This is a genomic window from Salinibacter grassmerensis, assembly GCF_947077765.1.
In the GTDB taxonomy this organism is placed as follows: domain Bacteria; phylum Bacteroidota; class Rhodothermia; order Rhodothermales; family Salinibacteraceae; genus Salinibacter; species Salinibacter grassmerensis.
In genome coordinates, this window is the sequence record NZ_CAMTTF010000002.1 from 318,943 (window position 1) to 339,170 (window position 20,228).

Annotated in this window: 18 protein-coding genes; 11 read left to right on the plus strand and 7 right to left on the minus strand. The window is 65.5% G+C overall.

Annotated elements, in window-relative coordinates:
• Positions 1–20: 20 nt before the first annotated feature.
• Positions 21–1,208, minus strand: coding sequence for a CaiB/BaiF CoA transferase family protein (locus tag OJB03_RS05610; protein ID WP_263785840.1), 1,188 nt, complete (start codon positions 1,206–1,208; stop codon positions 21–23).
• Between the two features lie 115 nt (positions 1,209–1,323).
• Here OJB03_RS05610 and OJB03_RS05615 point away from each other — a divergent pair, with 115 nt between their 5' ends.
• Positions 1,324–1,980: a class I SAM-dependent methyltransferase gene (locus OJB03_RS05615; protein ID WP_263785842.1), complete on the plus strand. Its 657-nt coding sequence runs from the start codon at positions 1,324–1,326 to the stop codon at positions 1,978–1,980.
• 211 nt (positions 1,981–2,191) lie between these two features.
• Here the strand turns inward: OJB03_RS05615 and OJB03_RS05620 are convergent, their stop codons facing one another.
• The gene (locus OJB03_RS05620; RefSeq protein WP_263785844.1) at positions 2,192–2,635 is read right to left on the minus strand and encodes an Hsp20/alpha crystallin family protein; all 444 of its coding nucleotides are present in this window, start codon (positions 2,633–2,635) and stop codon (positions 2,192–2,194) included.
• Between the two features lie 374 nt (positions 2,636–3,009).
• Between OJB03_RS05620 and OJB03_RS05625 the strand changes: the two genes are divergently transcribed.
• From OJB03_RS05625 to OJB03_RS05635, 3 genes are all read left to right on the plus strand, one after another.
• Positions 3,010–4,491, plus strand: coding sequence for an FAD-binding domain-containing protein (locus OJB03_RS05625; RefSeq protein WP_263785846.1), 1,482 nt, complete (start codon positions 3,010–3,012; stop codon positions 4,489–4,491).
• A gap of 287 nt (positions 4,492–4,778) precedes the next feature.
• Positions 4,779–5,726: an ATP-grasp domain-containing protein gene (locus OJB03_RS05630; RefSeq protein ID WP_263785848.1), complete on the plus strand. Its 948-nt coding sequence runs from the start codon at positions 4,779–4,781 to the stop codon at positions 5,724–5,726.
• A gap of 53 nt (positions 5,727–5,779) precedes the next feature.
• Entirely contained in the window at positions 5,780–6,829 is a 1,050-nt protein-coding gene (locus tag OJB03_RS05635) for an LLM class flavin-dependent oxidoreductase (RefSeq protein ID WP_272507216.1), read from the plus strand.
• A 165-nt stretch (positions 6,830–6,994) separates the two neighbouring features.
• On the opposite strand, the gene OJB03_RS05640 is transcribed toward OJB03_RS05635, so the two are convergent.
• The 3 genes from OJB03_RS05640 to OJB03_RS05650 all read right to left on the minus strand — a co-directional run bounded on the left by OJB03_RS05640 (position 6,995) and on the right by OJB03_RS05650 (position 11,638).
• Complete coding sequence (locus OJB03_RS05640) at positions 6,995–7,831, minus strand: LytR/AlgR family response regulator transcription factor (protein WP_263785851.1); 837 nt, start codon at positions 7,829–7,831, stop codon at positions 6,995–6,997.
• A 15-nt stretch (positions 7,832–7,846) separates the two neighbouring features.
• On the minus strand, positions 7,847–9,007 hold the full coding sequence (locus OJB03_RS05645) for a sensor histidine kinase (protein WP_263785853.1): 1,161 nt from the start codon (positions 9,005–9,007) through the stop codon (positions 7,847–7,849).
• Positions 9,008–9,166: 159 nt separating this feature from the next.
• Positions 9,167–11,638: a TonB-dependent receptor domain-containing protein gene (locus tag OJB03_RS05650; RefSeq protein WP_263785855.1), complete on the minus strand. Its 2,472-nt coding sequence runs from the start codon at positions 11,636–11,638 to the stop codon at positions 9,167–9,169.
• A 341-nt stretch (positions 11,639–11,979) separates the two neighbouring features.
• On the opposite strand from OJB03_RS05650, the gene OJB03_RS05655 reads away from it, so the two are divergent.
• A complete protein-coding gene (locus OJB03_RS05655; protein WP_263785858.1) occupies positions 11,980–13,026 on the plus strand; it encodes an NHL repeat-containing protein in 1,047 nt (348 codons plus the stop codon).
• Between the two features lie 69 nt (positions 13,027–13,095).
• Here OJB03_RS05655 and OJB03_RS05660 read toward each other — a convergent pair whose 3' ends face one another.
• A complete protein-coding gene (locus tag OJB03_RS05660; protein ID WP_263785860.1) occupies positions 13,096–13,569 on the minus strand; it encodes a hypothetical protein in 474 nt (157 codons plus the stop codon).
• Positions 13,570–14,146: 577 nt separating this feature from the next.
• On the opposite strand from OJB03_RS05660, the gene OJB03_RS05665 reads away from it, so the two are divergent.
• From OJB03_RS05665 to OJB03_RS05690, 6 genes are all read left to right on the plus strand, one after another.
• On the plus strand, positions 14,147–14,560 hold the full coding sequence (locus OJB03_RS05665; RefSeq protein WP_263785861.1) for a hypothetical protein: 414 nt from the start codon (positions 14,147–14,149) through the stop codon (positions 14,558–14,560).
• Between the two features lie 24 nt (positions 14,561–14,584).
• Positions 14,585–15,094 (plus strand): hypothetical protein, encoded by a 510-nt coding sequence (locus OJB03_RS05670; RefSeq protein ID WP_263785864.1) that lies wholly within the window; start codon positions 14,585–14,587, stop codon positions 15,092–15,094.
• A gap of 254 nt (positions 15,095–15,348) precedes the next feature.
• Positions 15,349–16,905, plus strand: a complete 1,557-nt coding sequence (locus tag OJB03_RS05675) for a magnesium chelatase ATPase subunit I (protein ID WP_263785866.1) — start codon at positions 15,349–15,351, stop codon at positions 16,903–16,905.
• A 50-nt stretch (positions 16,906–16,955) separates the two neighbouring features.
• Positions 16,956–17,465, plus strand: coding sequence for a GNAT family N-acetyltransferase (locus tag OJB03_RS05680; RefSeq protein ID WP_263785868.1), 510 nt, complete (start codon positions 16,956–16,958; stop codon positions 17,463–17,465).
• A 69-nt stretch (positions 17,466–17,534) separates the two neighbouring features.
• Positions 17,535–18,296, plus strand: coding sequence for a glycosyltransferase family 2 protein (locus tag OJB03_RS05685; protein ID WP_263785870.1), 762 nt, complete (start codon positions 17,535–17,537; stop codon positions 18,294–18,296).
• Between the two features lie 73 nt (positions 18,297–18,369).
• Positions 18,370–19,311, plus strand: coding sequence for a branched-chain amino acid transaminase (locus tag OJB03_RS05690; protein ID WP_263785872.1), 942 nt, complete (start codon positions 18,370–18,372; stop codon positions 19,309–19,311).
• 76 nt (positions 19,312–19,387) lie between these two features.
• Here the strand turns inward: OJB03_RS05690 and OJB03_RS05695 are convergent, their stop codons facing one another.
• Entirely contained in the window at positions 19,388–20,170 is a 783-nt protein-coding gene (locus OJB03_RS05695; RefSeq protein WP_263785874.1) for a queuosine precursor transporter, read from the minus strand.
• Positions 20,171–20,228: the final 58 nt, after the last annotated feature.

Genomic DNA, 20,228 nt, shown 5'->3' on the forward strand with positions numbered 1-20,228 from the left:
GAAGGGGAAGCCCGCAGAGGCTACCGGATAATCACGTCGTCCTGCGCCAGCACATCCACCCGGTCGGGCGAGCACCCGAGGCGTTCGTGCAGAATCGCGGCCGTGTGCTCGGCGTATCGCGGCGGGGGGCGGAGCGCCCGGGCAGCCTCTTCCGGGTGCGGGAAGGCCGTCTGCCGGATCCCTGCCGGCGCGTCTGCCCAATCCAGAATCGTCTTCTCCACCGCGGGCTGTTCGAAGACGGTGGGGACGTCGCGCACGGTCCCGACTGGCACACCGTGTTCGTGGAGGTCCGCCAGCAGGGCATCGTGGTCGAACTGTCGAATCCGGTCCGCCAGAACGGCGTGTAGCACGTCGCGGTGGGCCACGCGCTCGGCGTTCGTGGCGAACCGTGGATCGTCGGCCAGGCCGGGCCGCCCCAGCACGTCACAGAGGGCCGCGAACTGGGGGTCGGTGCCCACAGCAAGGACGATCGACTGGTCGTCGGCCGTGGAGTAGGGGGTGCCGTACGGGGCGATGTTGGGATGGGCCGAGCCCATGCGCTGCGGGCTGTGACCGGCCACGAGCCAGTTGGTCGCCTGGTTGGCGAGGCCGCTCACGGCCGACTGGAGCAGGGAGACGGGGACGTACGCTCCGCCGCTGCCCTGCCCCCGTCGCAGCAGGGCCACGAGAAGTCCCTCTTTCAGCTGGTGCGCCGCCAGCACGTCCATCAGGGCCACCGGTAATTTCGTCGGCGGGCCGTCCGCGGGGCCGTTCATGTGCATGAAGCCGCTCTCTGCCTGGATGACGGCGTCATAGCCCGCCCGCTCGCGGTCGGGGCCGTAGCCGGTGACGTGTCCGTAGATCAGGTCGGGGTTGACGGCGGACAGCGTCTCGTAGTCGGCGCCCAGTGCCTCCGCCGTGCCGGGACGGTAGCTGGCGAGCACCACGTCGGCGTCCTCCGCCAGCTCGTGCAGGAGCGCCTGTCCCGCCTCCGTGGACAGGTTGAGGGCGATTGACTGCTTCCCATGGTTGCAGCAGCAAAAGTAGGCCGACCGGTCCTCGTGCCCGTCGCCGTCGACATCCGGCGCGTGCCACTGGCGGGTCACGTCGCCGTTCGTCCGGGGATTTTCGACCTTGAGCACCGTCGCCCCGAGCTCGGCGAAAAACTGGCCGACGCTGGGGCCGGCGAGGACGGAGGCAAGTTCCAGGACGACCAGATCATCGAGCACGAGGGAAATGCGTCTTGGAAGAAGTGTGGTCGGACGATACGGTGAACAATCGATTCACCTTGAATTGAAAGTGCCCGGATGAGTTCGACCAAGCTAGCACGACGCGCTCCGCAACATGCCCACTGACCCCACGGCCTCTCCCCCGCCGCCCCAAACGTGGGCACGCTGGTGGAATCGGACCCGGTATCGGCTCTATGCGCCGGTCTACGACACGCTTGCGTGGCCGATGGAGCGTGGGCGGCAGCGCACTCTCCGGTGGCTCGACCCGGCCCCGGACGCCCGAATTTTGCTTTCGGGGTGCGGCACTGGGCTGGACCTGAAGTATCTCCCCTCCGAGACGCAGATCACGGCCCTCGACGCGGTGCCGGCGATGGTGCGCCGTGCGAAGGCACGGGCACGGACGCTCGGACTGGCGATCGACGCCCACGTCGGGGACGCCCATGCGCTCCCCTTCGAGGACGATTCGTTCGACGTTGTTCTGCTCCATCTGCTTCTGTCGGTGCTCCCGGATCCGGAGATGCTCCTGGCCGAGGCGGCGCGCGTACTAGCCCCAGGCGGACGCATCTCGATCTACGACAAATTTCTACCGCCGGACACGTCGCCCTCGCTGCCCCGTCGAGTCCTCAATCCGGTAGCCCGAGTGCTTGTCTCGGACTTCAACCGGCGGCTGTGGCCAATGCTTGCGGGAACGCGGCTCCGCATCACGGCACACCGCGACGCTGGGCTCTGGGGGCTGTACACCGCCTCCGTCGCGCGCCAGAGCGCTGGGTGACCTGGGGGACGAGAGGCCCGAGAACGCGGACGGACGGTCCACGAGAGGCCGAGGGAGGTGTCAGGGAGGAATTTCGCCAAATAGAAAGCCCCCGGCCGGACTAAGAGAGTCCGACCGGGGGACGGAGCCGCACCCGATCACAACTCGCCGCTGATGCGGGCCCCAAGCGCTCCGAGAAGCCCGCAGGGATCGGACGCGTGGTGCCACTTGGCTACTGGATCTCAATCTGGCGACGCGTGCTCTCTTTCGTCTTCGGAACATGGATCGTCAGCACGCCGCCGTCGTAGGTCGCCTCAATGTTATCGGCGTCCACGGCGTTCGGGAGCGTGAACGTGCGGTGGAAGGTGCCAAAAGCACGCTCCACGCGGACGGCGTCTTCCCCCTCTTCTGTCCGCTCGCTGGTGCGCTCGCCGCTCACCGTGAGCGTGCGATTTTGGAGGTTGATGCTGATGTCGTCTGCGCTCATGCCCGGCACGTCTAGGCGCAGGCGGTAGTCGTCGTCCGTCTCCGTCAGGTCGGTGCTCGGCGACCACACCGCGGACGTGTCGCGGTCCCCGCCGTCGGTGCGGCCGAAGAACTGGTCGAAGAGGCCGTCCACCTCGCGCTGCAGGGTGCGAAGGGTACGGTTCGGCGTTTGGCGCGTCAACCGTGTCATAAGTATCACCTTGTGCAACCGTCTTGTTCAACAGTTTGGCGAACAGGTTCGCAGCGGTATGAACAAGTCTCAGGGGCGGGCACTGGCCGTGCCCGCGTCGTCAACAAATCCACCCAAGTGCACAATCAACGTGCGTGCCATCCCGCCGAGCGCCCGGGACAGTCCGAAAACCCGACAGGCGGCTCTGTCGCCCCGACAGAGCATGGCTGTAGATCTGACACGCACCTCTGCCGTCCTGAGTAGGAATCCGTTCTCCGCATGATGTTCTCGGGAGACCGCCGGCAGATCTTGCAGAATGGAAAGAGTTTCGGGGAATCGGAGGGGGGCGAGAGCAGTACATTAATTGCGTTCAGCCCAGTCTTTTCGCCCTGTCCATGCCGTCACGCACGCAGATCGTCTGGTACAAGCGGGACCTGCGGGTCGGCGATCATCGCCCTCTCGCCGAGGCCGCCGACCGAGGGCCGGTGCTGCCCCTCTACGTGGCGGAGCCGTCCATTGCGGCGGGGGCAGACTATCATCCGCGCCACTGGACGCTGATTCGGGAGGCGCTCATTGAACTGCGGGCCCGCCTCGCAAAGCGGGGACAGCCTCTGGTCGTGCGCTGCGGCGAAATGCGGGGGATCCTCGACTCGTTGCGGGCAACCGCCGGTCCGCTCCGTCTTTGGGCCCACGAACAAACCGGCAACCAGCGCATGCTCGAGCGGGACCAGCGCGTCCGCGACTGGGCCCGCGCCCACGAGATCCCGTTTACGGAGGTGCCGAGCCGAGGGGTCGTGCGCGGGCCGCACGACCGCGATGAATGGGCGGACCAGTGGGAGGCGTTCATGGACCGGCCGCTCGTGCATCCCCCCGACGCGCTCCAACCGGTCGAAGCCGTAGAACCCGGGCCGATGCCATCCCACGCCGACCTGGGCCTCCGGCCGTCGACCGCCGCCCTTCAGCAAATTGGAGAGGCGGAGGCCCACCGGACCCTCGACTCGTTCTTCCGCGAACGGGGGCGCACCTACCGCCGGGCCATGTCGCGACCCGCCCCTGCGCAGACGGAATGCTCGCGGATATCGGTGCACCTAGCCTACGGCACGATCAGTCTGCGGCGGGTGGTCTACGAGCTGCGACGGCGACAGGAAGAGCTTCGGGGGAAGAGCGGCCCGGACGCCGCGGCCCGCCGCAAGGCGCTGAGCAGCTTCGACAGCCGCCTGCACTGGCACAGCCACTTTACGCAGAAGCTGGAGGACGCGCCCCGCATTGAAACAGAGAGCTACATCCCCGCCTTCGATGATCTCCGTGCCGACGATTGGGACCCGTCTCTCTACGACGCATGGCTCTACGGCCGGACCGGCTTTCCCATGGTCGACGCGTGCATGCGGCACCTACGAGCCACCGGCTGGCTCAACTTTCGGATGCGGGCGATGCTCTGCTCGTTTGCGGCCTACGACTGCTGGCTCGACTGGCGCCGGTTCGCGCCCACCTACGGCGGCCTCATGGCCGACTACGTGCCCGGCATCCATTACCCGCAGGTGCAGATGCAGTCCGGCACGACCGGCATCAACCGCGTTCGCATCTACAATCCGATAAAGCAGGGCAAGGAGCAGGATCCCGACGGCACGTACATCCGGCGGTGGGTCCCCGAACTGTCGCACCTCGACACGACCGCGTACGTCCACGAGCCCTGGCGCATGTCCCCCATCGAGCAGCGCGCCGCCGGCTGCGTGATTGGAGAGGACTACCCCGAGCGCGTGGTGGACCACAACGACGCGTACCACCACGCCCAGGACACCATTCACGAGTGTCGGCAACGCCCCGAGGTCCAGGCACAGGCCGACACCGTGCTGGAGCAGCACGGCAGCCGGGCCTGAGCCATGGTTGAGAAAGACGGCTCCGCTGAAAACCGGCGCCTCGCCGGGGGGCGAGAAGCTGAAGTCCGTGTAACAGGAGGAACCCAAACGGACCCGAAAGATACCGGAAACAGCTTATGAATGATGAAGTCCTCACGATGACTGCTCCCTCGCACACATACTGTTGTTGCTGTCCGTGCACTCGTGCATGAACCGCGTGGTGAACGGCCGGCCCTACTGCCTCCGCCCACCGGTTCCGCCGGGGGCTTTTTTAGTTTCCCTCCCTTCGACGAGCCATCGCCCACGTCATGAATGCCTACATCATCTACGAGAATGAAGACTGGATGCCGCCCCTCCGGTCGGCGCTCGACGCGGCGGACGTGCCCTACGAAGAGTGGTTCGTGAACGATGGGCACTTCGACGTCACGGGCACGCCGCCCGAGGGCGTCTTCCTGAACCGCATGAGCGCGTCCTCCCACACGCGTGGCCATGGCCCGGCCGTCGAGCACACGCGCCAGCTGATCGCCTGGCTGGAGCGACACGGGCGGCGCGTCGTCAATGGCTCCCGCGCCTTCGAACTGGAAATCAGCAAGGTGCAGCAGCACGCCGCCCTGGAGCAGTCCGGGCTGCGGACCCCGGCCACGCGGGCCGTTGCGGGCGGGCCGGAGGCGCTGTTGGAGGCCGCGCAGGACGTGCCCACCCCGTTTGTGACGAAGCACAACCGCGGCGGGAAAGGGCTCGGGGTGCAGCTCTTCCGCACCCACGAAGCGTTCGAGGAAGCGGTGCACGCCGGCGACATTCCCACGCCGCCGGCCCACATCACCCTCCTGCAGCAGTTCGTGGAGGCGGCGGAGCCGTTCATCACGCGCTGCGAGTTCGTGGACGGCGAGTTCCTGTACGCCATCACGTCCGATACCAGCGACGGCTTCGAGCTCTGCCCGGCCGACGCCTGCCGCACCGACGAGGACCGCTGTGCCGTAGACGGGGACGACTCGCTCTTTGCCCTCCGCGAGGACGTGCCCGCGGCCCTCATCGACCGCTACAAGGCCTTTCTCGACCGTGAGCAGATCGACGTTGCGGGCATCGAGTTTATTGAAGACACCGATGGGCAAATCTGGACCTACGACATCAACGGCACCACCAACTACTCGCCCGAGGTCGAAGACGAGCACGACCTGAGCGGCATGGCCGCCGTTGCCGACCTCCTGAAGCGGGAACTCGAGGCAGCGGCCACTGGCGAGGGCATTCCCTCCTGACTCTGCTTTCCATCCCTCACCCTTCTTCTCCCCGACGCCCAACATCTCTGATGATCGACCTTGGCATCTGGCTTCCCATCTTTGGCGGCTGGCTCCGCAACGTGGACGACGAGGGCATGCCGCCCACGTTCGAGTACAACCGGAAGGTGGCACAGGCCGCCGACGACGCCGGCTTCTCGACGATGCTCATCGCCGAGCTCAACCTGAACGACATCAACGGCCCGTCGCACCCGGCCCTGGAATGCTGGACCACGGCCTCGGCCCTCGCCCCGGTGACGGACGACATCCGCATCATGGCCGCCATCCGCCCCGGCTTCCGCGAGCCGGCCGTGACCGCCAAGATGGCCTCCAACATCGATCACATCTCCGACGGGCGGTTCGAGATCAACCTCGTATCGGCCTGGTGGGAGGAGGAGATGAAAATGTACGTCGGTGACTGGCTCGACCACAGCGATCGCTACGACCGCTCCACCGAGTTTGTGCAGATCCTGAAGGGGCTCTGGTCGCAGGAGCGCTTCTCATTCGACGGCGATTTCTATACCATCGAGGACACGATCCTGCAGCCCAAGCCCGTCCAGCCCGGCGGTGTGCCCGTCTACGCGGGCGGCGGCTCCGAGGAGGGACGCAACATGATTGCCACCCACTGCGACCACTACCTCATGCACGGCGGCACGGTCGACAAGATTGCCGGCGACATTGAGGACCTACGCGAGCGCCGCGCCGAGAAGGGCCACGACCCCGACGCGATGAAGTTCGGTATGGCGGCGTACATGATCTGCCGCGACAGTGAGCAGGAGGCCCGCGAGGAGCTCGACCGCATCACCTCGGTCGACTACGAGGCCGAGGGCTTCGACAGCTACGACGACTTCGTGGAGCACTCCGAGCTCGACTCGGAGGTCGACCTCAAAGACTATTCGGTCTCGAACCGTGGCCTGCGGCCCGACCTGGTGGGGACACCGGATCAGATCGTGGAAAAGCTGAATGCGTACGCCGACGTGGGGCTCGACCTCGTGCTGCTTCAGTGCAGCCCAATGCTGGAGGAGGTGCAGCGGATTGGGCGCGAGGTCATTCCGCGACTGAAGTCGGCCCCGGTACAGGGGTAGTGCCGCAGCGGGCCGTCGTCGAGTCGAGAGGTTTGCGGGTGCCGGCGGGCCGGGGCTTGGAGAGCGACAGCGGCGGGGCCCTTCGGCCCGCGGGCCCCACGCCAAGCATTGGACGAGACCAGAGGACAGTGGCCCGGTGACGGAGAAGACGGCCGGGGTCGTGTGCTACGAACCGTCCGTGTCGTCGCGCTGAAGCACGTCTACGCCGAGGCGGTCCTGCAACTCGTCGACCCGGCTGCGACTCACGCTGACCCGCGTGCCGTTTTTGAGGCGCACGGCGTAGTTGCCACCGCCCCCACGCAGGACCAGTTCAATCTCGTCAAGCCGGACAATGGCCGACCGGTGCACCCGGACGAATGTATCGGGGTCGAGGCGGGACGCGAGGGTCTTCATGCGCTCGCGGATGACATAGGTGTCCTCGTCCGTGTGCAGCTCCGCGTAGGAGCCGTCGGCGGTGATGTGGGTCAGATCGTCGACGGGCACGATGCGGGCCTTGCCGCGCCCCTGCACGGCGATTCGTTCCAGGTATGGCTCGTTGCGGGGACTCTCCTCCTCCAGAAGGGACGGGTCTCGTTCCTGCAGAAGCCGCAGGAGCCGATCGGAAACGGCCTCGCCCTCCCGGTTGGCAATCTGCTCGCGGGCGCGCCGCAGGGCCTCCTCGAACCGCTCGTCGTCGAACGGCTTCAGCAAATAGTCCACCGCGGCGAGGTCGAACGCCTTGATGGCGTACTGGTCGTAGGCGGTCACGAACACGGTGACGGGCATGTCCCCCGTTCCAATCTCCTCAATCACGTCGATGCCGTTCATCCCGGGCATCTGCACGTCCAGGAAGACAAGGTCGGGGGCCTGTTCGTGGATGGCATCGACGGCCTCGAAACCGTCTTCGGCCGTATCGGCCACGGTGACCGCCGAGGCATCCGTCAGAAGTTCGTGCAGGCGCTCGCGGGCCAGCGGCTCGTCGTCCACGATGAGGGCGCGAATGGGGGCGGCGTCAGGAGCCATGGCGGGGGCGAGCAGTCAGTCGAGATCCATTTCGTTCGCGGTGAGGGCAGAGGTCCCCGACGCAGTGTACAACGACGCGCTCGTGTGGTGGGGCAGTTCGAGCACGGCCCGCGTGCCCGCGTCCGGCACCGTTTCCATGTGGAGGGCCTGGTCATCGCCGTAGAGCCCTTCGAGCCGGGCCCGGACGTTGCGGAGGCCCAGCCCGTCCTTTTGGGACTCGGGCAGGCCCGGCCCATTGTCCACCACCGTTAGCACGAGCCTGTCCGCTTCGCGGCGGCCGCGCACCTCGATGCGCCCGACGCCGCGCACCTGGCTGGCCCCGTGCTTGATGGCATTCTCAACAATGGGTTGCAGGATGAGGTTGGGCACCTGCGCGTCATACAAGTCGGACGGGATGTCAACGTCCGTGTCCAGACGACCCTGAAAGCGGATCGACTGAATCTCGAAGTAGTCGTCGAGGAACTCGAGCTCCTGAGAGAGAGGGACCTCCTGGGGGGCCTCCTCGTCCAGCACATGCCGCAGCAGCTCGCTAAGGCGCGCAATCATGCGGCGCACGCCGGCAGGGTCCCGGTCGACGAGCGTGCTCACCGCGTGCAAGGTGTTAAACAAGAAATGCGGGTTGAGTTGCATGCGGAGGGCCTCCAGCCGCGCCTCCGTCAGCTGAGCCTCAAGGGCCTCGGCGCGCTCCTCCAGACGCTCGGCCTCTTCCTGTTGCGCTTTCTTCTGAAAATAGTAGCTCCGCGCGAAGCCGGCCATCAGGATGACGAGGTAGAAGATCAACTCGTCGGTGAACCAGAATTGACTCAGCGACTGAACGAAAGCGAGGGGGCGCTCCCCCAATCCCGCCTCGACGGCATCTTCGCTCAAGTCGACCGCGATGGACGTGGCGAGGACGACGGCCACATGCAGCCCCACATTCCGGACCACCGTTGCCTGCTTCGTGTCGGTCGGTTCCACGACCGGAAGGGTCTTCGCGAGCCAAAAGATGATCGGGGTGAGGAGGCCCCAGAGGGTATATTCGACCAGTCCCGCCACCGTGCGTCCCCAGTGCACCTCGCTGGAGGCGTCTCCGAGAAGGGTTTGGCCGACCGAGAGGAAGGCCACGGTCGCCCAGAACGCGGCGATGAGGCCCCACTCGACCCGGCTCGGAGAATGGAAGACCGACCGGTCACTCATGGAAGAAGAGGATTCGTGGGGGAGGGACGATCAAAAGAGTGCTACGAAGTTACCCGATAGACGGTGGGCGGGCACTGTTTCCGGCAGGGCAAAATGGAGAGACGGGAACGGCATCTCCGCGCCTCCGGTGTCCGTTGTGTAATGGGGGATGGAGGGGGATCATCGGTAGTCCCGATCGCGCCGCCCGCGGTCGTCGTTGGAACCAGACCCGAAGTTGTACTGGAACGAGAGCGATACCTCGCGGGCGCCCCACTGGGACGTCGATTCCTGATAAAGGTCTTGGTCCCGATACCACGTGTTCACATCCGTGTCGTTGAGAAGGTCGTCGACCCGGAGGGTCAGATTGCCGTCGCCCCCGAGCAGCTTCTGCTGGAGGGCCAGCTCGGTGCTGGTAAACCGATCGATGCGTCCCTGCGGGGGAATGTCGCGGGCCGGCCGGTAGAACTGGCTGAGCTCCAGCTGCAGGCCGTCCCGCAGTCTTGCCTGGACGCTGCCCCGGCCCGAGAACAGGATCGCGTCCTGGCTGAGGTCGGTGGTCACGTTGGAGCCGTCCGTGACCGAGCGGTAGAGGTTGCCGCTGAGGGTGCCCTCCAGACGATCGCCAACGTTGAACGTCGTCACCAGCTCTGTGCCATAGGACGTGCTGGTGGACAGGTTCTGGGCCTGACGGACGATAACCGAACGCCCGTTGATGTTTTCCTCAAACCGCACTTCCTCAATCTCATTGACGGTGTGCCGAAGATACGGGGTCACGGAGACGGACCCGATGCCCCACCGCTGGGTTAGGCTCAGCTCGAAGGAGTGAATGTATTCAGGATCGAGTCCAGGGTTGCCCCGCTCCTGGAAGGTCGGGTTCTCATTGTCCTCAATCGGGTTGATGTCCCAGAGGCCGGGCCGGTCCACGCGCTTGCTGTAGGAGAGGCGGGCCTGCCGCTTCGGGCTCGGCTTATAGGTGAGGAAGGCGCTGGGGTAGAGGCTCACGTAGGAGCTGTTCGTCACTTCGTTCTCGCTGGAAAGGTCGAAGGTCGTATTCACCGTCTCGGCGCGGAGCCCGGCCTCCAGCTGAAAGTCCCCGATCCCTCGGCTTAGCGTGCCGTACGCCGCATGGATGAACTCGTCGAACGTGAAGACGGTCGTTCGGTCCTCGTAGGTCTGGTCGCTGTCGAGCCGGCGCAGGGTGCCCTTGTAGCCAGTCTCCAATGCGAAGGCGCCGAGCGGCCGTGAGTAGTCGATCTCCAGGGAGCCGTCCTGCTCGTCCTCGTTGACCACGTCGAGCTCGCGGTTCCGGCGTGCGTCCCGGCGCGCTCCGTCCACGATGCCGTACACGTCGTACGTGCCGTCTTCGCCCTCCAGGTCGCGGTCGTATCGCACCTGCGCGCTCAGGCTGTGGTCCTGGGAGAAGTCGTGGCTGAAGTCGAGGCGCCCGTCGACGCTCTCATCGGAGGAACTGTTGTCCAGGAGACGGACGTACCGGTCCGTCGCGTTGGCCCTGGTGGGGGTGTCCCCGGCGTACTCCCAATACTCCGAGCGCCCGCTCTCGTCGTCGCGGCGAAGGCTGACGCTCGTTTCCAAGCCGAGGGACGTGCTTTCGGCAAGGTTGTAGTCAACCTCGGTCCGGAAGGAGTGCGAGCGGTCCTGCTCCTCTTCGCGCCCGGTCTGGTCCACCCATGTGTTGGAACTACCCTCGTTGAACTGTTCAACGAGGCGGGCATCGGTATCCTCTTCGTTGTCGCGACGGTGAGAGTAGGTGCCCACGACGCGCCAGCCGCCGGCCTGAAAGCCCACGTTCGCCGAGCCGTTGCCACCGTACCGGTCGTTGGCGTCGCGCTCGCCCCCGAGCGTGATTCCTCCGTTCCACTTCGCCTCCAAATCGCGGCTCAGTACGATGTTGATGATGCCCGACATGCCCTCTGGCTCGTACTTGGCCGAAGGATTCGGGATGACCTCCACGCGCTCCACGGCGTCTGCCGATAGGCTTTCGAGGTAGCCGACGAGGCTCTGGCCCTGTAGCGAGGCCGGCTCGCCGTTAATCTGGAGCGAGACGCTCTCGTTGCCGCGGTAGCTGATGCTCCCGTCTATGTCGATCCGGATGGACGGCAGGTCCTCGAGTACCGTCCGGGCCGAGCCCCCAGCGCTCAGGGCGCGCTCGGAGGTGTTGTAGACGTTCCGGTCCGTCTCAATCCGGGCCGCAGGGCGGTCGGCCGTGACCTCCACCTCCTGCTGTTGGGTGGTCTTGCGGGCCAACGAGACCGTGCCGAGGTCGGCCGCGTCGGGGGACGGGGCCGGCTGCGTGCTGGGGAAGCGTTGCGTGGTGTACCCGACGAAGCTGATGCGGAGGGTGTACGAATCAAGGGGCACGTCCTTGATCGTGAACCGGCCCTCTGACCCTGTGACGGTCCCCCGAACGAGCGTCGAGTCGCCCTCGGTGTTCGTCCAGAGCGCGACGGTTGCGTCCTGCAAGGGGGCGTCCGACTCCGCGTCCACCACCTGACCAGTGAGAACGCCGGTCGGGCCATCTTGGGCGAGAACCGGAGACGGCGAAAGACTCCCCAAGAAGAGTGCGAGGAGTGCTGCCCCAATCGTTCCGACGGGCCGGGGCCCGAAAAAAGCCCCGAAGTGAGTCGTGTGCATGGTGGGCGACAGGGTGGGTCCGTGGGCAGTTTGGGCAAGCGATGCAGTATGTGCGATGAGGAGCCGGGACTGCAGGGTTCGGCTCGTTCTACGAAGTGCACCTGTGCGCCGCGGTTCGCACGGTATGGGCCGCCCTGCAGACGAATCGCACGCCACCCGCACGAGTCGCATGGCCGGCCGGGCCCCGATCGCATGCGCAAGAGTGGACTGAACCCTCTGTGCGGCGTACATGTCGGCGAAACGTACGTCGGCGCGTCCGTTCAACGGGGACCGGATTGTGCGGCCCCACCCGTCCCATCCGCGAGCGTCTGCGTTGACTGCCCACAGCCCCGGATCCCTTCATGGACACCTCGGCCCTCGGCCGGAGACTCGTAGTGTTTCTTTGCGTCGGCCTCTGGTTGCCCGGCTGTCTGCCGTACAGCTGTCAGCCGCAGCCCAATGAGGCCCTCTATCCGAGCGACTCCCTCTCCCGCCAGGTGGCGGAGGACACCCCCACGGACACCCTCCGCCGGCGCTGGCAGACGACGGGGCCGGAGGCCCGTGCCCTCATTCATCCGCGGACAGTTCGATTCGTGGAGGGGGGCGGGCTGGCTGTGAGCGACGTGGAGCGCAATAGCGTATTTCGCTTCGAGGCCGACGGGCGACTGGTGCGCGAGGTGGGGGACGCCGGCTTCCGCACGCCGTACCTAATCGGGACGCGTGGGGACACGCTGATGGTCTTCAACGCCGAATCCAACCGAATCGACCGGCTGGTCGACGGCCGGCGGGTTGGCCCCGCCGTTTCGTACGAGCGCCCCGCCCCGGAGACGCTCGTCTACATGCTGGCGACCGACACGACAATGTACGCGAAGGTCGTCGGGCAGAATACGGACTCGTTCGTGGCCCGGCTTGAGGCCGACGCCCAGCCCCGGAGCCGGGCGCCGCTACAGGGGCCGCACTGGCGCTACGCCGGATTTCTCCGAGCCTGGGGCGACACGCTGGTGAGCCTGTCGGGCTTCCGACCCGTGGTGGATGTGCTCCCGCGCGACTTCCGAGATGAAACGCCGCCCGACAGCCTCGCGCTGGTGGGCTTCGACTCGCCGATGCTGGAGCGCCGCTACGCCTTCGGGCAGGGCGACGTGACGGAGGCCCCACTCCTGAGTCCCGCCGCGGCACCGGTTGGCGACACGCTCTTCGTGCTCAACCTGCGCCCCGGCTGGATCCAGATCGACGCCTACGACCGGCGTGGGCGCCTGCAGCGTCGCCTCGTGGGACGGAACGACGAGACCAACCCCAACTTCTACCCGCTCGACCTCGACGCGCGCCGCACCGAGGACGGCTACGTCTTCGCCGTCACGATGCGGTCGCCGGAGCCCCGCCTGAAGGTCCTGGAGTGGCGTCCGCGCTAGGCAGGACCAATGGGGCGAGAACGGCGGGGCCGGGCACGTCCGTGTGGCGACTCGTCCGTTCGACCTGTCTCAGAAGTAGTAGCGGAGCCCGAGTCCGCCGCCGATATTGGGTTCCGTCTCGCGGACGAGCTCGAAGCGGGGAGTGGCTTGGATGTAGAGCTCAAACCGCTCGTCTATGAGAATGTCGAGGCCGATCGTGCCGCTGACGCCCAGGCCCGCCTCTGACTGAGCATTGTCGTAAATGCCCACGTAGGCGCCCGGGCCAATGAACCAGTGGACCGGTTGCTCGACGTTCTGGGTCGAGAGGCGGTGCTCGAAGAGAGCGTGGGCGTTCAGGAAAAGAAAGTCGTCGAAGCTCCAGGCGGCGAGAAAGTCGTAGGAGGGGGCGTCGGCGTTGTACACCTTGAGTGTAACGCCCGACGGCTCGCCAGCCTGCACCCCAAGCCCGGCGGCCCCGGAGGTCCGCTGGGCCTGGGCCGGCAGTGCGCCCATGCACAGTCCAACGAGCAGGGCGGTGAGAATCGTACGGGGGAGCGAGCGCATGCGAGGATGTGTGGTCAATGAGACGAGCGTAAAGCAGAGGCGAGGGCGTTGACTCCTTTTCGTCGTTCGCGCCCGAGGGGGTAAAAATGACTACTGGAAAGCACGCCGGTTTCGGCGAAAAGGATCCGCGGGGTGGGCCGTCTCGTCCGAAGGTTCATTCGCCAGAGGGTACGCAAGTCCTTCGCGGCCAGCCGGGGGCGGGAGGAAGCTCTGCCGGGCCATCCGTGAGGATGAGGATCTGCGTCACCTGCCGATCCTTCTGCTGACGGCCGGGCCGGATGGGGAACGCCCCGGCAACTCCCTGGAGGTGGGGCGTGACGCGTGCGCGTCGAAGCCGTTCGCCCCGTCCGAACTGCGGGCTCGTGTGGAAAACCTGATCGGCATCCGGCAGATCGTACAGGGTCGTGTTCGGCTGCCCGACTGGATGGCCGGTTTTGGGGCACAGGACGGCGTCTGTGTGGACCCGTCGCTGCGTGATTGTGACGACAGTGCGATTGGTCGCGGCCAAAAAGTTGGTCGCGCCCAAATAAACGCAGTACCACACCGCCGTTTTCCCACGACATCATACATGAACGCCATGCCTCGATCTCTCTTCCCAGACACGACGCAATCCGACGCTTGCTTCTGGCCCGGTCGGTCCGCCCGGCGGGCGGGCATTGTCCTGCTCCTAATACTCGGGGGTGTGTCGCTCGGCCTGCCCGGAGTCCTCCACGCACAGGAGACAGAGCCTCAAGAACCGAAGCATCGCGTGGAGACGACCGGTGGGGAGGTCGTAATTGGCACGCTCGTATCCGAACGTGAGCAGGAAGTGGTCCTTGATACGCGGGAGTTGGGGGAGGTGACCATCCAGCGCCAAAACATCGAACGCATGGAGGAAATTCCGCCGGAGCGCTTCCGGAATGGGGAATACTGGTTCCAGAATCCACAGTCCACGCGGTACTTCTTTGCCCCAAATGCCATTGGGATTCCGCAGGGACAGGGCTACTACTAAAACACCTGGGTTTTCCTCAACAGCGTGAACTACGGGGCCACCGAGAATTTCTCCATCGGGGCCGGGACGGTGCCGGTCTTCTTGTTTGGGGCGGAGGCGCTCCCGATCTGGGTGCTGCCCAAGGTGTCCATCTCAACGCCCCAGGACAATCTGCACCTTGCCGGTGGGGCTGTATTCGGGGGTGTTCTGGGGGCGGGTGACAGTGAGGGAGCCGGTCTCCTTTACGGATCCGCTACGGTGGGCAACCGGAACCACAATGTTACGGTGGGGCTTGGATACGGATACGCGGACGGTGGACTTGCGAGTCGGCCCGCGATCAATGTCAGTGGCATGACGCGCCTGGGACAGAAGACCTACCTCATCTCCGAAAACTACTTCTTCCCGGGGATCGATGACGCGAATCTCATCTCGCTGGGAATCCGATGGGCCCCCCAAAATTTTGCGGTTGACTTTGGTCTGGTGCGTCCCCTGACGGGTGCGGATGGCTTCGTCGGATTTCCCTGGTTAGGGGTCACACTTCCCTTCGGGACGTAGTCAGAGGCGAAAGGGACGCGTCATCGGCAATCCCGACGGACTGACGTCAGGCCGTGGCGATTGGCTCTCTCGCTCGTATTGACCATCGCGTCCGGGCGTGTGTGATCGGGCCACAGGCCGCCGTCCACTCGTTACAGGATCGGGGAGGAATTCGCGTGTTGCCCGGCCCGTGAGAGGAACAGCGGAGGGGCTGTTGCGGTGCCATTCTCGCCTTAACTCGGTCGCTGCTCCTCCCTACAAACCGCCGTCTCTCCATGGCCCTCACCGACCTTACGACGCTTGGCGAACTCAAAGAGGCCGACTACCAGGTCCGCTCCGTGAAGGACGAACTGCGGGCCAATCTGACGCAGAAGCTCCGCGCCGGCGAGGAGGTCTTTCCTGGCATCCTCGGGTACGACGAGACCGTCATCCCGCGGATTCAAAACGCGATCCTCGCCAAGCACGACCTCATCCTGCTCGGGCTGCGCGGACAGGCCAAGAGCCGTCTCATCCGGATGCTGCCGCGGCTCCTGGACGACTGCATTCCCGTGATTGAGGACACGCCTCTCAATGAGGATCCCTTCAACCCGATCACCAAGCAGGGGCGCGAACTCGTGGAGGAGCGGGGCGACGACACGCCGATCGAATGGCTCCCCCGAGAGGCGCGCTACGGCGAGAAGCTGGCGACTCCGGACACCACGATCGCCGACCTCATCGGCGACATCGACCCCATCAAGGCGGCCAACGAGCGTCTCACGTACGCCGACGAAGAGGTCATCCACTTCGGCATCGTCCCGCGTACCAACCGCGGCATCTTCGCCATCAACGAGCTGCCGGACCTCCAGCCGCGCATCCAGGTGGGCCTCTTCAACATCATGGAGGAGCAGGACATCCAGATCCGTGGCTTCAACGTGCGGTTTCCGCTCGACGTGATGATGGTCTTCTCCGCCAACCCGGAGGATTACACGAGTCGCGGCAACCTCGTAACGCCGCTCAAGGACCGCATCGACAGCCAGATCACGACCCACTACCCGAAGACGATCGAGACGGGCATGAGCATCACCGAGCAGGAGGCGTGGCAGGACCGCGCCGACGGGGAGGCGGCGGTGGACGTGCACATCCCGCGCTTCTTCCGCGAAATTGTCGAGCAGGTGGCGTTCGAGGCTCGTGAGAGCGAATACATCGACCAGACCTCCGGCGTCTCGGTCCGCGTGACGCGGGCGGCGCTAGAGGCGCTCATCTCCGCGGCCGAGCGGCGGGCGCTCCTGAACGGCGAGGACGAGACGACCGTCCGCGTCAGCGACCTGATGCACGTGGCCCCGGCCATCACCGGCAAGGTGGAGCTCGTCTACGAGGGCGAGCAGGAGGGGGCTGAAGAGGTGGCCCTCACGCTCATCGGTCGGGCCGTCCGGGCGCTCTTCGAACAGCACTTCCCGGACCCGAGCGACAAGGAAGACGGGCGCCCCAAGTACAAGGACGTGCTGAACTGGTTCTCCCAGGGCAACACCGTCGACCTCGACCAGGACATGAGCGACGACGCCTACGCGAAGACGCTCGGAGAGGTCGACGGCCTGCAGGCGCTCACGGAGGAGTACCTCTCGCCGGACACGACCGGTGAGACCCACGCGGGCATGGAGTTCGTCGTCGAGTCGCTCCACCAGCACTCGCTCGTGGGCAAGGAGATCAGCGACGGCGGGCAGACCTACGACGACATCATGGGCTCGATGCTCTCTTCCATCGGCGACGGTGGGATGCCGGACGACGACTTCGACGAGAGCGACTTCGACGACGATGACGACGACAGCGACGACCCGCTGAGCCGGTACCGGTAGCGTCGAGGCAAAATCGCCTGTCGATTCCCCACCCCACTCCGCCGCCCCCGATGGAAAGCTCACCGCACGTGTCAATTCGTAAGGCCACGCCCGACGACGCGAAAACGCTCGTGGACCTTATTCTGGAGCTGGCCACCTACGAGAACCTGCTCGATGAGGCCGAGCCGAGCGTCGAACTCCTGGAGGAGCACCTGTCGGCGGAGGCGCTCACGGGCTGCGAGGCGCTCCTCGCCGAAACCGAGCGCGATACGGCAGTGGGCTTTGCGCTCTTTTTCCACAACTACTCGACCTTCCAGACCAACGCGGGCCTCTACATCGAGGACCTATTCGTGCGGTCTACGTACCGGGAGGAAGGCATTGGGCTCGCGCTGTTTCGACGCCTGGCACAGATTGCGGAACAGCGCGGGTGCCGCCGCATCGATTGGGCTGTGCTGGACTGGAATACGGAGGCGATCGAGTTCTACGATGAGTTGGGCGCCGAGCCGCTCGATGACTGGACGACCATGCGCCTGGACGAGGAGGCCATCGAGGAAATTGCGACGGCGGACGCGGCGGTGTAACGCCTGGGGGGCGGCCCCGCTCTGAACTGTGACTCATTTCGCTACCCCCGCCTGCCTACGTCCTGCTCCGTGACGACGATCGTCATCATCCCCGCGTTCAACGAAGCACAGGCCATCGGCCCGGTTCTCGGTGACATTCCCGATGGGCTGGTCGACGAAGTGGTGGTTGTCAACAACGCCTCGACCGACGCAACGAAGGCCAACGCTCGTGCCGCCGGGGCCACCGTCGTCGACGAACCGCGACAGGGCTACGGGGCCGCCTGCCTGCGCGGCATCGCGTACGCGGAGACGAAGCAGCCGGATGTCGTCGTTTTTCTGGATGGCGACTACAGCGATCACCCGGACGAGATGCCCCGCCTCGTCGAACCCATTGCCGCCGACGAGGCCGACTTCGTGGTGGGCTCGCGCATTCGGGGAGACGCCGAGCCGGGTGCCCTGCTCCCGCAGGCACAGGTGGGCAACCGGTTCGCCTGTTCGCTCATGGCGCGCTTCTGGGGGGCGGACTACACCGACCTCGGTCCTTTTCGGGCCATTCGGTTCCGTGCCCTGCAGGCCCTCGACATGCAAGACGAGACCTTCGGCTGGACGATCGAGATGCAGATCAGGGCCCTCGAGGCCGGGCTCCGCGTCGAGGAGGTTCCGGTTTCGTACCGGCGTGGCATCGGCCCCTCCAAAATCACGGGCACGCTCTCGGGCACCGTGAAGGCCTCCGCCAAGATTCTCTGGACCATCGGTCGCATGGCCGCGACGAGACACCGCCGCGCGCCCCGGCTTCGAGAACAGGTCGACCAGGTTCGGACCGCCGCCCCGACGCCCGAACCCGAAGACTGAACCTTTCCCCCAGGGCGTCGTTTTTTTTCTCGGTTCGTCTTGTTATCCACCGACCACCTGCCCCGTAGCCGCCATGGAGCCCGACATCTGGTACAACGGAGAATTTATTGACCACGAGGACGCCGAGATCCACGTCCTTTCCCACGTCATCCACTACGGGTCCTCTGTTTTCGAGGGGATCCGCTGCTACGACACCGACCAGGGATCGGCCGTCTTCCGGTTGGAAGAGCATATGCAGCGCCTGATCGACTCGGCCAAGGTGTACCGGATGGACATTTCCTACGACCTCGACGAGCTCGTCGAGGCCGTCGTGGACACCATCGAACGGAGCGGCCTGCGCGGGTGCTACATCCGGCCCGTCGTGCTCCGGGGCGAGGGCCCGATGGGCGTGAACCCGCTCGACAATCCGGTAGAGACCTTCATCGCCGTCTGGGAGTGGGGCGAGTACCTCGGCGAAGAGGCCCTCGAAAAGGGCGTGGATGTGGAGGTGGCCAGCTGGAACCGCATGGCGCCCAACACCTTCCCGGCGATGGCGAAGGCGGGCGGGAATTATCTGAACGCCTCCCTCGTGAAGATGAACGCCATCAAGAACGACAAGATGGAGGGCATTATGCTGAGCACGGACGGCTACGTGGCCGAGGGGAGCGGCGAGAACCTCTTCGTGGTCAAGGACGGCACGCTTTACACCGCGCCGACGGGACTGTCCATCCTGCCCGGCATCACGCGGGCCTCCATCATTGCCCTGGCCGAGGAGCGTGGCTACGAGGTGGAAGAGAAGAAAATTCCCCGGGAGGCGCTTTACACGGCCGACGAGCTCTTCTTCACCGGCACGGCCGCCGAGGTGACGCCCATCCGCACGGTTGACGACTACACGATTGGCTCTGGCTCGCGTGGGCCCATCACGAAGGAGATTCAGGACGCGTTCTTCGACGTGGTGCAAAAGGGGCACGACCCGCACGGCTGGCTCACGCCCGTGGATGTGCCGGCGGCGGACGAACCGGAGATGACGGCCTAGAGCCCCCAACGGATTAGACGATTGAACGCTCGCGGGCCCATCCTCTCCAGGACGGGCCTGTTTCGTTTGGGGCGTGCTAGTCCATCACGCCGTCCGTCTCCATCACCCGCGGGTCGGCCTGGATCCAGTTCGTGAGGTAGTGGGTGGCGACGTAAAAGAGAGGCGTATCGAGGGCCGCGATGCCGAGTTTAAACACGTACTGGCCGAAGACGATGCCCTGCCACGTCTCGAACGCGAGGGGCGTCGTGGCCGCATTGCCGTCCACCTCCGGCCAGATCACGAGTGCAATGGTGACCACCATGATCGTGTCGACGAGCTGGCTGAAGAAGGTGGACCCGTTGTTGCGGAGCCACATGTACTTTCCGTCTGTGAGCCGGCGCCAGAATTCGAAGAGCTGCACGTCGATGAACTGGGAGGCGAGGTAAGCGACCATCGATCCCAGTACGATGCCGGGCAGGAGGCCGAACACCGAGTTGAACGCCTCGGCGGTGACGGGCGACTGCTCGTAGGTGGGGGCCACGTTCGCGATCCATACCACGATCGTGATGAAGACGCTCACCACGAACCCGGCCCCGACGACCGTGTTGGCGCGCTTCCGCCCGTAAATTTCGGAGATGAGGTCCGTCGCCAAGAACGTCACCGGGTACGCGATAATGCCGCACGAGAGCTCCTGCCCGAAGAGGACGAAGAACTTGCTCGCGACGGCGTTCGTGATGACGAGCGCCCCGATGAAGATGCCGGCCAGGATGGTGAAGGCACGCTCGGCCCGCGACGGGTCGGCGTTCCGCAGGTGGTCGAGGTCCTGGCCGGGGAGGGTCGCCTCGCGTCGTGTGGTGGGGGGAGAATCGGAGGGAGGCACGCGGCGGAAGGGGGCTGTGAAAAAGTATGTTTTTGTCTGCAAACCCGAGCGTGCGCGT